At 69.8% G+C, this 13,531-nt stretch carries 8 protein-coding genes; 3 read left to right on the plus strand and 5 right to left on the minus strand.

All coding sequences use genetic code 11. From position 1 onward, the window contains the following. The first annotated feature begins 45 nt into the window (after positions 1-45). The 3 genes from AB0M29_RS37205 (at position 46) to AB0M29_RS37215 (ending at position 3,249) form a co-directional block, all read left to right on the plus strand. The gene (locus AB0M29_RS37205) at positions 46-1,038 is read left to right on the plus strand and encodes an N-acetylmuramoyl-L-alanine amidase (RefSeq protein ID WP_365391129.1); all 993 of its coding nucleotides are present in this window, start codon (positions 46-48) and stop codon (positions 1,036-1,038) included. Between the two features lie 167 nt (positions 1,039-1,205). Then, positions 1,206-2,075, plus strand: a complete 870-nt coding sequence (locus tag AB0M29_RS37210) for a hypothetical protein (protein WP_365391131.1) — start codon at positions 1,206-1,208, stop codon at positions 2,073-2,075. Positions 2,076-2,238: 163 nt separating this feature from the next. Beyond that, a complete protein-coding gene (locus tag AB0M29_RS37215) occupies positions 2,239-3,249 on the plus strand; it encodes an LLM class F420-dependent oxidoreductase (RefSeq protein WP_365391133.1) in 1,011 nt (336 codons plus the stop codon). A 31-nt stretch (positions 3,250-3,280) separates the two neighbouring features. On the opposite strand, the gene AB0M29_RS37220 is transcribed toward AB0M29_RS37215, so the two are convergent. The 5 genes from AB0M29_RS37220 to AB0M29_RS37240 all read right to left on the minus strand — a co-directional run bounded on the left by AB0M29_RS37220 (position 3,281) and on the right by AB0M29_RS37240 (position 13,508). Beyond that, positions 3,281-5,815, minus strand: a complete 2,535-nt coding sequence (locus AB0M29_RS37220; RefSeq protein ID WP_365391135.1) for a PQQ-dependent sugar dehydrogenase — start codon at positions 5,813-5,815, stop codon at positions 3,281-3,283. Between the two features lie 13 nt (positions 5,816-5,828). Continuing rightward, entirely contained in the window at positions 5,829-7,586 is a 1,758-nt protein-coding gene (locus AB0M29_RS37225; protein WP_365391137.1) for an alpha-galactosidase, read from the minus strand. Beyond that, positions 7,583-9,754, minus strand: coding sequence for a discoidin domain-containing protein (locus AB0M29_RS37230; RefSeq protein WP_365391139.1), 2,172 nt, complete (start codon positions 9,752-9,754; stop codon positions 7,583-7,585). The genes AB0M29_RS37225 and AB0M29_RS37230 overlap by 4 nt, the downstream gene beginning before the upstream one ends. Then, positions 9,751-12,474, minus strand: coding sequence for a glycoside hydrolase family 88 protein (locus tag AB0M29_RS37235; protein ID WP_365391140.1), 2,724 nt, complete (start codon positions 12,472-12,474; stop codon positions 9,751-9,753). The genes AB0M29_RS37230 and AB0M29_RS37235 overlap by 4 nt, the downstream gene beginning before the upstream one ends. A 233-nt stretch (positions 12,475-12,707) precedes the next feature. Beyond that, positions 12,708-13,508 (minus strand): maleylpyruvate isomerase family mycothiol-dependent enzyme, encoded by an 801-nt coding sequence (locus AB0M29_RS37240; protein WP_365391142.1) that lies wholly within the window; start codon positions 13,506-13,508, stop codon positions 12,708-12,710. Positions 13,509-13,531 lie beyond the last annotated feature (23 nt).

The following is a 13,531-nucleotide window of genomic DNA, read 5'->3' on the forward strand; positions in this document are numbered from 1 at the left end:
TGGGGCCGATGCGATGTGCATGACGGTGCCGATAGAGTCGCGGGCGTGTTCAGGAACGAGTCTCGCGGGGGCGGACGACGGCGGCCCCTGGTCATCGCACTCGCCGTCGCGGCTCCGCTCTGCCTCGCGGGCGGGCTGGCATACCGGGCGACGAACGGTTCCGGCCCCGCCGCCGACTCCAGCGTGCGGGCCGACAAGGGCGCGTCGGCCGACCCCTGGACGCCCGGCTCCGGCACCTCCGCGGACGGCGCGGACAGCACCGGCGCCGACACCACGAGCACCGGTTCACCCACCGCGCGGTCGACCGCCAAGGCGCCGCCGCCGACCCGCCCGGCGCCGACCTTCACGCACCCGCCGAAGCCGCTGGCGGGCAAGGTCGTCGTCATCGACCCGGGCCACAACCTGACCAACGCGCAGCACACCACCGAGATCAACCGGCTGGTGAACATCGGGACGAACTACAAGGAGTGCGACACCACGGGGACGGCCACCAACGCCGGTTACCCGGAGGCGTCGTACACCCTGGACGTCTCCCGCCGGGTGCGGACGCTGCTGACCGCGCTCGGCGCGAAGGTGGTGTTCACCCAGGACGGCAACCGGCCGTACGGCCCGTGCGTCGACGAGCGCGCCCGGATCGGGAACAACGCGCACGCGGACGCCGCGTTGTCGATCCACGCCGACGGCGGGCCCTCGACCGGTTACGGCTTCCATGTGATCGCGCCGAAGTCGCTGCACGCGGGCATCGCGGACACCCGCAAGATCGCGGCGCCTTCATATCTGCTGGCCACCACACTGCGTACGCACTTCCATTCGGCGACCGGCGAGCCCTTCGCGAACTATCTCGGCGGCGGTACGGGGTTGATGGTCCGCGACGATCTCGGCGGGCTCAACCTCTCCCTCGTGCCGAAGGTGTTCATCGAATGCGGCAACATGCGCAACGCGCGTGACGCGAAGTCGTTGACGGATCCCGCCTGGCGGCAGCACGCTGCTCAGGGCATCGCCGACGGACTCACCGCCTTCCTCGAAGGGAAGAGGTGACAGGGCTGTAGCAGTCCGGTATGGATCGTGCACCATTGGCCATACCCGGTCCCGAGCCCAAGATCACACCCGTACGATGGGGCACCGCAAATGCGCGCCGCCCCGCGTTTCACCACTGAAACACCGAACCACCGAACCACCGAATCTGACAAAGGACAGGACCTGACGTGAACATCCGCTCCCTGACCCGAGGAGACGGCGCGGTGATCGGAGCAGCGGTGCTGCTGCTGATCTCCTCGTTCCTGCCGTACTTCTCCTTCAAGACCGGCGATGGCGACAAGTCGGCCAGCTCGTGGAGCCCGGCCCTGTTCCCCCTGCTTCCCACCGTGACCCTGGCCGCGCTGGCGTCCGCGGCGCTGTTCGTGTTCGCGCGCAGCCAGCCCGCGGGCCGGCAGCTGATCGGTCTCACCCTGCCGCAGTGGGGCACCGCGCTGGCGGTGTTCGTCGGCTGGTCGGCTCTGTGGTCGACGTTCTCCACCATCGTCCCGTCCGCGGCCGGCAACGGAGCGAACGACGGCATCAGCAAGGGCGCGGGGGCTTGGCTGACGCTGATCTTCGGTCTGGGTATGGCTGCCGCCGCGGTCCTCGCGGACCGGCTGCCCGCGCTCAAGGCCCCGCTGATGGGCGCTCCCAGGCCCGCGCAGGCGCCGTACGGCGTCGGCGGTCCCGCGGGTGCGCAGCCCTACGCGGCCGGTCCGCCGCAGGCCGGTTACGGCTACCCCGGTGGCCCGCAGTCGGTGGACCCGTTCGGCCAGGGCGGCCAGCCGGCCCAGGGCCAGCAGCAGCCGTACGGTGCCCAGGCGCCGCAGCCGGCCGCCGCGGCGCCCGCGCCTGCCGGGGACTTCACCGCGTTCTGGTTCGCGGTGCCGGTGCCGCGTCCGCTGTTCGACGAGAACAACCCGGGCGCGCAGATCGCCGAACTCACCCCGGGTACCTGGTACCTCGCGGTGGAGCAGCGCGGCGCCCAGCTCATCGCCCAGACACAGGACGGCCGTCGCGGCGTCCTGCAGGACAGCAGCGGCATCCAGCGCGGCTGACCCCGGCCCGCTGGGGCCATGCAGCACCACGGCAGCGGCCGGTGTCTCCGACAGGGGGCACCGGCCGCTTCGCTCTTCTCGGGCCCCGCCCGCCCGCGTTACCCTCGACTTCTCTCTGACGCACCGTCAGATTCGTTGGATCCGCCGATTCCAGGAGGCGTTCATGCGGCTCGGACTCGCTCTCGGCTACTGGGGCCGCGGCCCCGACCCGGGCCATGTCGGGCTCGCCCAGGAGGCGGAGCGCCTCGGGTACGACTCGGTGTGGACCGCGGAGGCGTGGGGCTCCGACGCCTTCACCCCGCTGACCTGGATCGCCGCGCAGACCACGCGGATCCGGCTGGGCACCGGTATCGCGCAGATGGCGGCCCGCTCCCCCACCGCCACCGCGATGCAGGCGCTCACCCTCGACCATCTGTCCGGCGGCCGGATGATGCTCGGCCTCGGGCTGTCGGGACCGCAGGTCGTCGAGGGCTGGTACGGCCGCCCGTTCCCGGCCAGCCCGCTCACCGCGACCCGTGAGTACGTCGAGGTGATCCGCCAGGTGCTGCGCCGCGAGGCACCGGTCCGGCTGGACGGGCGCTTCCACAGCCACCCGTACACCGGGGACGACGGCACCGGGCTGGGCCGCCCGCTGAAGTCCATCACCCACCCGCTCCGGTCGGACCTGCCGGTCCTGCTGGGCGCCGAGGGACCGAAGAACATCGCCCAGACCGCCAGGATCGCCGACGGCTGGCTGCCGCTGTACTGGTCCCCGTACCGCGGTGACGTCTACGAGGCGTCGCTCACCGAGGCGCCCAAGGAGTTCATGGTGGCGCCGCTGGTCCGCGCCCACCTGTGCGACGACCCGGCCGAGGGGCTGCTCGCGGTGAAGGCGATGCTCGGCTTCTACATCGGCGGGATGGGCGCCCGCGGCCGCAACTTCCACGCCGAACTGATGGCCAGGATGGGGTACGAGGAGCAGGCCGAGCGGATCCAGGGCCTCTTCGCCGAGGGCCGCCGCGAGGAGGCGGTGCTCGCCGTGCCCGACGCCTTCGCCGACGAGATCTCGCTGGTCGGCCCGCGCGAGCGGATCGCCGACCGGCTGGCGGCATGGCGGTCGGGCCCGGTCACCGACCTGCTGGTGACCGGGCCCGACCTGGACACGCTACGGCTGCTGGCGGAGCTGAACTCCTGATCCGAACTCCTCAGCCGCGCGGGGAGGTCGGCTAACTGATCGACACCCGCAGGATCTTGTCGCTGCCGTCCGCCGCCTTCCCGTTGTTGTCGGCGTTGGTGGTGGTCAGCCAGAGCTGGTCCGCGCCCGGCACCTTGGAGACGGTGCGCAGCCGGCCGTAGGTGCCGACGTAGTACGAGCTGGCGGCGCCGACGTTCTCGGTGTCGCCGTTGATCGGGATACGCCACAGCCGCTCACCGCGCAGCGCCGCCATGTAGATGACGTTGCGGACGATGGTGATGCCGCTGGGCGACGCCTGGGAGACCGGCCAGGTGGCCTTGGGGTTGGTCATGCCGGAGGTGGAGCAAGTGCCCTCGCAGGTCGGCCAGCCGTAGTTGTTGCCCGGCTTGATGAGGTTCAGCTCGTCGTAGGAGCTGTTGCCGAACTCGGCCTCCCACAGCCGTCCGCTGCGGTCGAAGACCAGGCCCTGCGGGTTGCGGTGGCCGTAGCTGTAGACGTAGTTGCCGAACGGGTTGCCGGGTGCGGGCTGGCCGGTGGTGGTCATCCGCAGGATCTTGCCGTTGAGCGAGTTCTTGTCCTGGGCGAGGTTGGGGGTCTCCGCCTCGCCGGTGGCGGCGTAGAGGTAGCCGTCGGGGCCGAAGGCCAGCCGTCCGCCGTTGTGGTACTGGTTCTTCTTGATCCCCTGGAGCAGGATCGTGTAGCCGCTGAGCGTGGTGCCGTTGTAGGTCATCCGGACCACCCGGTTGCCCTCGGAGGCGGTGTGCATGAAGTAGACGTAGTGGTTGGTGGTCCAGTTCGGGTCGATGGCGACGCCGAGCAGTCCGCCCTCGCCGTTGGTGCCCACCACGTTCGGCACGCTGCCGACGCTGGTCCTGGCCCCGCTGAGGGTGACCTTCCAGACCTTGCCGTCCTCCTTGCCGGTGTCGGTGTAGTCACCGCGCTCGGTGACCAGCGCGGTCTGCCCGTCGGGCAGCCAGCCGATGCCCCACGGGATCGTCCAGCCGGTGGACAGGGTGGTGACGGAGGACGGGGCGCCGCCGTCGGTGGAGCAGGACGGCGTGGTGAAGCTGACGGTGTTGCTCTGCGCCGAGGTGTTGCCCGCCTGGTCCCTGGCCACCGCGTTGAGGGTGTACGGGGTGTTGCAGGCGAGTCCGGTGAGCGTGGTGGAGGTGGCGGGCGGGGTGCCGGTCACCGTGGTGTAGACGGTGTCCGCGCTGCGGATGTCGTACGCGGTGACGCCCTTGTTGTCGGTGGACGCGCCCCAGGTCAGCTTGACGCTGGTGCCCGTCAGGCCGGAGTACGCCAGGGTGGTCGGCGCGCTCGGCGCGGTGGTGTCGGAGCTGGGCAGGGTGGTGCAGACGATCGGGGTGGTGGCCGTGGAGGTGTTGCCCGAGGCGTCGCGGGCGATCACCGACAGGCTGTAGGCGGTGTTGGCGGTCAGCCCGGTGATCGTCTTGCTGGTGGCCGTCCCGTCGGTCTCGCCGAGCTTGTTGCCGTGCTCGTAGAGGTCGTAGGCGGCGACCCCGATGTTGTCAGTGGCCGGGCCCCAGTTGAGGGTGATGCTGTCCTCGGTGATCGCCGTGCAGCTGGTGGCGCCGGGGGTGGTGGGCGGCTGGGTGTCGGCCGACGCGCCGACGGTCAGCTTGTCGAGGTTGGGGCCGCCGTTGGCCGTGGTGGCGGTGGCCCGCACGGTGTTGCTGCCCGCGTTCAGCGGGGCGTTGAGCGTCTTGGTGGCCCAGGTGTTCCAGTCGGTGGTGGCCGGGAAGGAGACGCCGGTGGCGACCACGGCGCCGTTGACGGTGATCGTCATCGGCCGGTCGACCGTGGTGCCGTTGGAGTAGCGCAGGGCCAGGCTGGCGCTGCCCGCGGTGGCCGCGCTCACGCTGAACTGCACGTAGGAACCGGTGATGTTGGTGTAGTCGACGAAGCCGGTGCCGGTGAAACCGGTGTGGTTGGTGGCGACGGCGGCCTGCGAGAGCGTGGCGTCCTCGGCCTGGTAGTCGGTGCTCGGCGCGGACGCGCTGACGGTCACGTCGAGGTAGTCGAGGTTGGGCAGGCCGTTGGCGGTGGTCGAGGTGAGCCGGATCTTGTTGGTGCCCGCGGCGACCGTGGCGGTCAGCGTCGAGGTGGCCCAGGTGTTCCAGTCGGTGGTGGCGGGGAACGAACGGGCGGCGGAGACCACCGCGCCGTTGACCGAGACGTCCGCGGGACGGTCGACGGCGGTGCCGTTGGCGTACCTGATCGCGACCGTCGCGGTCCCGGCGGAGGCGGCGTTGACCGTGAACTCCACCGAGGAGCCGGAGACGTTGTCGCCGTTGACGTAGCCGGTGCCGGAGTAGCCGGTGTGCGTGGTCTCCAGCACGCCCTGCGAGATGGCGGCGTTCTCCGCCTCGTAGCGGGTGGCCGCGGCGGAGGCGGAGGGCGCCGCGACCGCGGTGACGCCGAGCGCCAGGGTCGCGGCGGCGACCGCGCCCGCGACGAGCGTACGGGCGCGGCGGGCCGCCCCGGGCAGGCCGCGGACTCTTCGCGTGCGGTGTTCGGGGTTACGGGTGCGCGTCGGTGTCATCGGGCAGTCCCTCTCAGGGCTGGGTCAGGTCGAGGTAGTCCAGGTTCGCCGCGCCGTTGGCGGTGGTCGCGGTGACCCGGAAGGTGTTGGCGCCGGCGTTCAGCGGCACCGTGAGCGTGGCGTCCGCCCAGGTGTCCCAGGAGCCGGTGCCGGGGAAGGAGCGCCCCGCGGAGACCACCGTGCCGTTCACGGTGAGGTCGGCGGGCCGGTCGGTGGTGGTGCCGTTGGCGTAGCGCAGCGTCAGCGTGGCGTTCCCGGCCGCGGCCGCGTCCACCGTGAACTGCGCGTAGGCGCCCACCGCGTTGGCGGTGTTGACGAACCCGGTGCCGGAGAAGTTCAGGTGGTTGGAGTCCACCGTGCCTCCCGTGGACCAGGTGCCGTTCTCCGCCTCGTACCGCACTGCCGGGGAACTCGCCGGTCTGGCCCGGATCAGCCGGGTCTCGCCGGGGCGCAGGGTCGCGCTGTACGAGCCGCTGACATTGCCCAGGTCGGCGCCCGACCACAGGTCGGTGACCCGGGCGCTGCCGGAGAAGCCGACCTGCGACCAGTTCACGCTCACCGTGGAACTGCCCGAGGTGCCGGTGTTGAACAGCGCCACCACGTAGTCGCCGTTGGCCTCGCGCTTGCGCCAGACCTGGTTGACTCCGCTGCTGACGATCCGGGCGGCGGCCACCCCGTCCTGGTCGACCGCGATCAGCCGGTCGTTGGTGAGCATCGCCTTGTCGGTGGCGTCCAGCGCCGTCAGGTCGGTGCCGAGCAGCAGCGGCGAGGACGCCATCGACCACAGGGTGAAGGCGGAGCGCCGCTGGTCGGCGGTGAGCCCCGCCTTGTCCCCGTTGCCGATCTCCAGCGAGTCCAGGTCGTTCCAGCCGCCGGGGCCCGCGTACTGCTGCCAGGTGGCCGCGGTGGTGAACCGGCTGGAGACATGCGACCAGTCGGTCAGCGGATAGCCGCTGCCGTTCGGTCCCGGACCGCAGTAGCACTCGACATCGCCCTGGGTCCGCCAGCTGTTGGCCAGCTTCTTCCAGGTGGTGGCGTCGGCGACCGGCAGGTTGTTGGACAGCGCGAAGTTGATCGGCCGTCCGGTGGCCCGCAGCGCGGTGTCCCACGCCTGGACGTCCGGGATGTCCGCGGCGCCGACGCCGTCGATCTTGAGGTAGTCCACCCCCCACGAAGCGAACTGCCTCGCCCAGGAGTTCACGAAGTCCTGGGCTCCCGGCTTGCTGTAGTCGAGGTAGTACATGTTCTTGCAGTTGTAGTTCTTCTCGGTCTTGGTGGTGTCCGCTATGTCCTTGGCGTGATACGACGTCCCTTCTATCGGTGTGTTCTTGGTGACGGCGTTCTTGGCGATGCCCGGCGTGACGTAGAAGCCGAACTTCAGCCCCTTGGAGTGGACGTAGTCCGCCAGCGCCTTGATGCCGTCGGGGAACTTGGCCGTGTCCACGGCCCAGCGGCCGTAGGAGTCGACGACGAATCCATTGGAGTCGCACTTCTGCCAGAAGTCGTCCAGGTTGATGTAGACGAATCCATGGGCGCTCAGCCCGCTGCTGGCCATGGCGTCGGCCTGGGCCTTGACCGCGGCCTCGGTCGGCGTGCGGCGTACGAAGCTCCAGGTGCTCCAGCCCATGGCGGGCCGCAGCGACTGGCCGTTGTCCGAGGCGTACGAGGCGGGCGCCCCGGCCGTGGACAGGGCGGCGAGTCCCGCGGTGGCCAGTGCCAGGCCGGTCGCGGCGGAGACCAGCGCCCTCAGGCGCCGTGGACGGCCGGTCACTGGGCCACCTCCAGGTAGTCGAGGTTGGCGTCGCCGTTCGCGGTGGTGGAGGCGACCCGGACGGTGTTGGCGCCGGCCTTCAGCGGCACCGTGAGGGTGGAGTCCGCCCAGGTGTCCCAGCTCCCGGTGCCGGGGAAGGAGCGCCCCGCCGAGACGGTGGCGCCGTTGACGAGCACATCGGCGGGGCGGTCGGTGGTCGTGCCGTTGGCGTAGCGCAGGGTGAGTGCCGCGTTCCCCTCCGAGGCGGCGTTCACCGTCCACTCCTCGTACGCGCCCACCGCGTTGCCGGTGTTCACAAATCCGGAGCCGGAGTAGTTCAGGTGGTTGGTGTCCACCGTGCTGCCTGCCGAGTACGTGCCCGCCTCCGCCTCGTAGCGCACCGCGGGATTGCCGGTGGAGGCGGTGGGATAGGCCGAGCCGAGCCAGCTCTCGTCCATCCGCAGCAGCTTGTAGTGGGCGGTGTCGGTGGAGGCCGCGTAGGTGGAGTCCACCTCCAGCCGGACATAGCGGGTGGACGCCGACGGCAGGTCGACGAAGGCCACCCCGCGCCGGTTCGGCAGGGTGCCGGTCTTCACCGAGGTCCAGGTGGAGCCGTCGTTGCTCTCCAGCACCTTGTACGCGTTGATCCTGGCCGAGGTCTCGGTCGCGGAGCGCGCGTAACTGACCGAGTCCTCCCGCTGGTTGAGACCGAGGTAGCGCACGGTCTTCGCCGAGCCGAGATCGTAGGTGAGGGTGACCGGCAGCTTCTTGTTGTTGTCCCAGTACGTCAGATAGCTGCCGTCGGCGGCCGCGGTCGCGGGGTGCCCGCTCGCCGCGGCACTGGCCGTCACGGTGTACGAGGACGGCGGGTAGATCCCGGTGCGGCCGGCGGTGACGACCTTGAAGACGGTGTCGTACGGGTCCCAGCCGCTGAGCCCGGTCAGGGTCAGCGTGCCGCCGGACTGGCTGAAGGCGATGGGCGCCCCGGTGCGCAGGTTGGTGACCGCCGACACCCGGTAGCCGTTGTCGCGGACCTTGAGCGTGCCGGTGCTCGGCGGGGTGATGACATGGAGGTAGTTGAGGTCGGGGTCGGTCTTGCTGATCGTGGTGACGCCGTAGGCGCCGTCGTTCCAGGCCCCGGGCTTGAGGCCGCCGTACATGTAGCCGCCGCCCTCGGTGCCGTTGATCGACGGCCAGATCTGGTTGAGGTAGCCGTTGGCGAAGTTGTTGAACGCCTCCTGGTTGGACGGGAATGTGCCGTTGACCTGCGCGGTCTCGGCCATCAGCGCCTTCACCGAGGACCCGGCGTTGGTGATCAGCCGCCCCAGGGTGAGCAGTTTGTCGACGCTCGGGTTGGTGCCGTCGTACCACCAGGCCCCGGTGGAGGGCAGCTTGAAGTCCGCCTCGGTGAGCCGGGGTTGGGCGGTGTAGAGGGCCTGCGGGTAGTCGTACGACGGCGTCATGCCGGTCTTCTGCTCGTTGCTGATCATGTCCATGATCGGCGTGTCTTCGTTGTTGTTGCTGAGCGTGTAGTTGGGGCGCTGCTGGTAGATCTGCTGGTAGAGGTTGTGGTCGAGCCAGTACTGGTTGTCGTTGTCGATCCAGAAGCCGCCCAGGGTCGGGTAGCGCTTCATAACCTCGAAGAAGTTGTCGTAGCTGAACTCCCCGAAGCCGTCACGGGTGGTCAGGTCCACCGTGTGCCCGGCGTAGGTCGAGAAGCCCGCCGAGTCCAGCCACTCATGGCCGCCGTCGTCGTGCCACTGGGGGTCGTCGGTCATGTAGAGGATGACCTTCAGGCCCTTGGCACTGGCGGCGTTGATCAGCTCGCCCAGGAAGTCGCGCTTGGTGTGGCAGCTGCCGGGGATCGCCGACGGCCAGGGCCTGGCGTAGCCGAGACGGCTGTGGAAGGTGGCCAGCACCAGGTACTGGACGTGCAGCTTCTGGGCCTCCTGCACCCAGTAGTCGGGCGTCCAGCCGCCGCTGGTGACATCGCTCTCCCACTGGCTGCAACTGGTGTGCGCGGGCGCGGTGCGCTCGCCCCAGTGCAGGAACAGACCGCCGGTGGAGGCGCGCAGGAAGTCCTGGCGCGGGTTGGTGAGGTCGGCGCGCGCGGTGCCCGGCAGCAGCAGGGCGGTGCCCAGCAGCAGCGAGACCAGCGCGAGCCAGCGCAGTGGGCGGGTGTGCCTCATGCCGGTCCGTCCAGGGAGTCGAGGGGGGCGGCGGTGGCGCAGCTCTGGCTGGAGCCGCTGGTGTTGACGCGCAGGGCGCCGCCGGTGGTGTTGGCGCTGGCGCTGACGCAGTAGCCGCTGACCGTCTGGAATCCGACGTCGTAGGCGCTGCCGCTGCCGCGCTGGGCGGTGAAGTGGTCGAAGGTCACCGAGCTGCCGCTGTTGGCGATGACGGCCGGGCGCTTGTCGTTGGCGGCGAACCGTACCGAGGAGTCGATGAAGTGGATGTTGTTCGCGTTGTGCAGGTACCAGCCGAACGCGGGCCGGGTGCCGATGCTGTTGGGGTTGTAGTCGGTGGCGTTGTTGCTCGGCACGGCGGTGGAGATCGCCGCGCTGCCGCCGGGGACGGTGATGTCGACACCGGTGAAGGTGACGTCGCTGATGCGGTTGCCGCCGGACTCGCCCCACAGCGTCGGGCTGAAGTTCGGGCTGACGCCGGTCGCGGTGATGTGGTCGTAGGTGATGCCGCTGATGTGGCCGACGCCGGGACTGTTGCCGCAGCGTTTTCTGGTACCGATCTTCAGCATGATCGGCGAGTGGACGCCGGTCATGGTGATGTCCTTGTAGTGGACGTCGGTGATGTTCGCGCCGTCCATCGACACCATGCCCAGACCGGACTTGGAGGCGCCGGTGATGATGATCCCCTGGAACTGGTAGTCGGTGAAGTCGCCGCAGGTCTCCGAACCGAACATCAGCGCGTTGCAGCACTTCGCCGACAGCGTCGAACCCGTCACCGTGACATGCCCGTTGGGCAGTTTGGCGCCGAGCGCGTAGTCGCTCTTGAAGACCAGCGCGTCGTCGTTGGCCGCGATGTGCGCGTTGGTGATCGTGGCGTTGGTGGTGCTGATGACGTTCCAGCCGTCACGGTCGCCGGCGGTGTCGATGGTGAGGTGGTCGGAGACCACGTGGTCGCAGCCGTTGATGAGCGCCGCGAAGTGGCCGCCGCGCCGCAGGGTGATCCCGCTGAGGGTGAGGTTCTGGCAGTGCGTCAGCGAGATGATCTTGTCGGCCTGCCCGGCGCCCGGGTTGCCGGTGATGAGGTTGCCGGCGCCGTCGATGGTGCCGGAGCCGGTGAATCCGATGTTGGTGAGGTGGTCGCCCCAGAACATGGCGTCGTGGAAGTGGCTGTGGCCGTAGTCCTGGTAGGCGTCGTTGGGGTTGGACTCGGCCGCGTCGTACGTCTTGGCGCTGGACCCCAGCACGGTCGCGCCCGTGTCGAGTTGCAGGGTCACATTGCTCTTGAGGTGGACGGTGTTCTTGGACTTGTAGCTGCCCGCGGGGAACTCCACGGTCCCGCCGCCGGCCGCACTGGCCGCGTTGACCGCCTTGGTGATGGCGGGGCTGTCGTTGGTGGAGCCGTCGCCCTTCGCGCCGTACGACCTGACGTCGAAGACGGCGGCGGGCGCCGCCGGGGTGCGGACCGCGGCGGTGCGGGCGGGTGCGGACGGGGTGCCCGCCGCCGCGGTGAGCTGCTCGTTCATGATGAGGAAGGCGCCGAGGCCGTGGAAGTCGTTGGTGGCCTTGGTGCGCCCGACGTAGTAGGCGTAGTCGCCGACGTTGGTGCCGATGGAGATGTTCGTCAGGTTGGTGCGGCCGTCACTGCCGGTCGACAGCCGGGCGAGCACGCCCTGGTAGCCCTTGGCGGCGACGCCCGCGTAGTGCGCGTCGAGGTAGCCCTGCTGGACACCGCGGGACAGCGCGTAGGTGAACATGCTGGAGCAGGACGTCTCGGTCCAGTTGTCGGACCTGCTGCCCTTGTCGATCACCTGGAACCAGCGCCCGGTGGCCGGGTCCTGGTAGTGCTCGAGACCCGCCGCGAGCCGCTGGAAGGCGCCGAGCAGGGTGTCGCGCTGCGGCTGGCCCGCCGGGGTCGCGTCCAGGACGTTGACCGAGGCCATCGCGTACCAGCCGACCGCACGGCACCAGGACTCGGGGGCGAGACCGGTCTTCGGGTCGGCCCAGCTCACCGACTTCGACTCGTCGTAGGCGTGCTTGAGCAGACCGCTGGGCTGCTGCAAGTGGCTGCCGTAGACGACAAGTTGCTTGACCGCCTCGGCGTTGGTGTACGTGGAGTCGTTGAACTCCCTGCCGTACTCGACGAGGAACGGGTTGACCATGTAGACGCCGTCCGCCCACAGCTGGTGGGCGCGGCTGCTGCTGTCGGCGTGCCAGAAGCCGCCGTCGGAGGTGCGCGGGTAGGTGTTGAGCCGGGTGCGGATCTTCTTCGCGGCGGTGGCGTACTTCGCCTGCCCGGTCTCGTGGTGCAGGATCACCAGCAGCCGTCCGGCCTGCATGCTGTCCAGGCTGTTGAAGCTCTGGCTGATGTTGCCCCTGCTGTCGACGAACCGGTCGACGTAACTCTTGATGTACGACAGGTACGTGGCGTTGTGGGTGCGCAGATAGACCTGGTACTGGCCGTACAGGTACAGCCCCACCGGATACGACCAGCCGCCGATGCTGGTCGGCGTGTAGCGGGCCATGGTCGAGTTGACTACCGCCACCGACCAGTCGGTGGCCGCCGCGGGCGGGGTCCCGGGCGCCGCGTTCCGCTGCGCGACGGCCGCCCGGCCGGGCGCGGCGAAGGCGAGGCAGGACAGGACGGCGGAGAGAAGGACGACCAGAGCACGTCGCAGGATGCGGTTTTCTGTTCCAGGGCCACCGTGGGGATGGACGTGGATCATGTTCCTCCTTGCCTGATGCAGAGTCAGTGGTGCTGGAGGGGCTGAAACGTCGGATCTCTCACGGGAATGTAATGAAAGTTTCCTAACTGTCAACGGCTAGAGACAGAGAAAAAACATCACGCGAAGGTAACGGCACCTGCACACGTAGGAGGTGTTTGTATCTGATGGGAAATGTCGGACACGGCCCCGCGTGCTGCTCCGGCGGGGCCGTCAGTCCGGAAGGGACAGTGGTATCAGAAGGCGGTGTGGGTAAGCCAGTGGTCGAACAGCGCCCGGTCGCCGAAGAGTTCGAGCCGCTCGCTGTCCAGCGGCAGCCGCCGCTGGAACGCCAGCAGCAGATCGGTGAGCGGGGCGCGCAGCGCCACATCGCCCTTGGCGTGCTCGCGCCGCCAGTGCGGCCCGTCCGGATCCCGTACGATCACCCACTCCGCGGGCGGGCCGGACAGCTCCGGGCTGTCGGTGGCGTGCAGATGGAGGATCTGGCCGGTGCCGCGCAACCGCGCCAGGTCCGGGTCCTCCGCGACGGCGGCCGGATCGGTGACGATCTCCAGCCACTCGTCGATCCCGTCGGCCGCGAGGTCGGGGGCCGCGGTGAAGTCCCGCCCGGCGGCGAACGCCGCGTCGGCGCGGTGCACCAGCGTCTCGATCGTCATCCGCCGGGCCCAGAACCCGGCGCGCTGCGGCCGCGCCCAGGTCCACACCGGCAGGTCGGGGCCGGCTTCGCGCAGGGTGGCGGCCAGCAGTGCGGCGCCCTCGGCGAGCCAGGTGTCGAGGGCATCGGCGCCGGGCGCGGGGGCGTAGCCGGGGATGTGCTCGGCGTCCTCGGGGACGTCCTCGGTCGCCCGGGTCCGCACGATCGTCTCGGCCCAGCGGTGCGCCTGGCCGACGTGCACGGCGAGGTCGCCGAGCGTCCAGTCGGGGCAGGTCGGCACCTGCCGCCCGAGATCGGCACCGCGCACCGCGGCGCGCAGCGCGTCCGTCTCCGTACCGATCGCCTCGCAGTACCGCTCGTGTGCCAGCCATGCCGTGGACACGCCAACTCTCCCCGTTCGTCACT

Origin of the sequence: Streptomyces sp. NPDC051976 (assembly GCF_040680795.1) — a bacterium.
Lineage (GTDB): Bacteria > Actinomycetota > Actinomycetes > Streptomycetales > Streptomycetaceae > Actinacidiphila.

What these genes read in the sequence shown, in the direction of transcription:
- AB0M29_RS37215 (WP_365391133.1), top strand. Translation starts at nt 2,239, where the DNA reads ATGCGGCTCGGACTCGCTCTCGGCTACTGGGGCCGCGGCCCCGACCCG.
- AB0M29_RS37230 (WP_365391139.1), bottom strand. Translation starts at nt 9,754, where the DNA reads ATGAGGCACACCCGCCCACTGCGCTGGCTCGCGCTGGTCTCGCTGCTG.
- AB0M29_RS37235 (WP_365391140.1), bottom strand. Translation starts at nt 12,474, where the DNA reads ATGATCCACGTCCATCCCCACGGTGGCCCTGGAACAGAAAACCGCATC.
- AB0M29_RS37220 (WP_365391135.1), bottom strand. Translation starts at nt 5,815, where the DNA reads ATGACACCGACGCGCACCCGTAACCCCGAACACCGCACGCGAAGAGTC.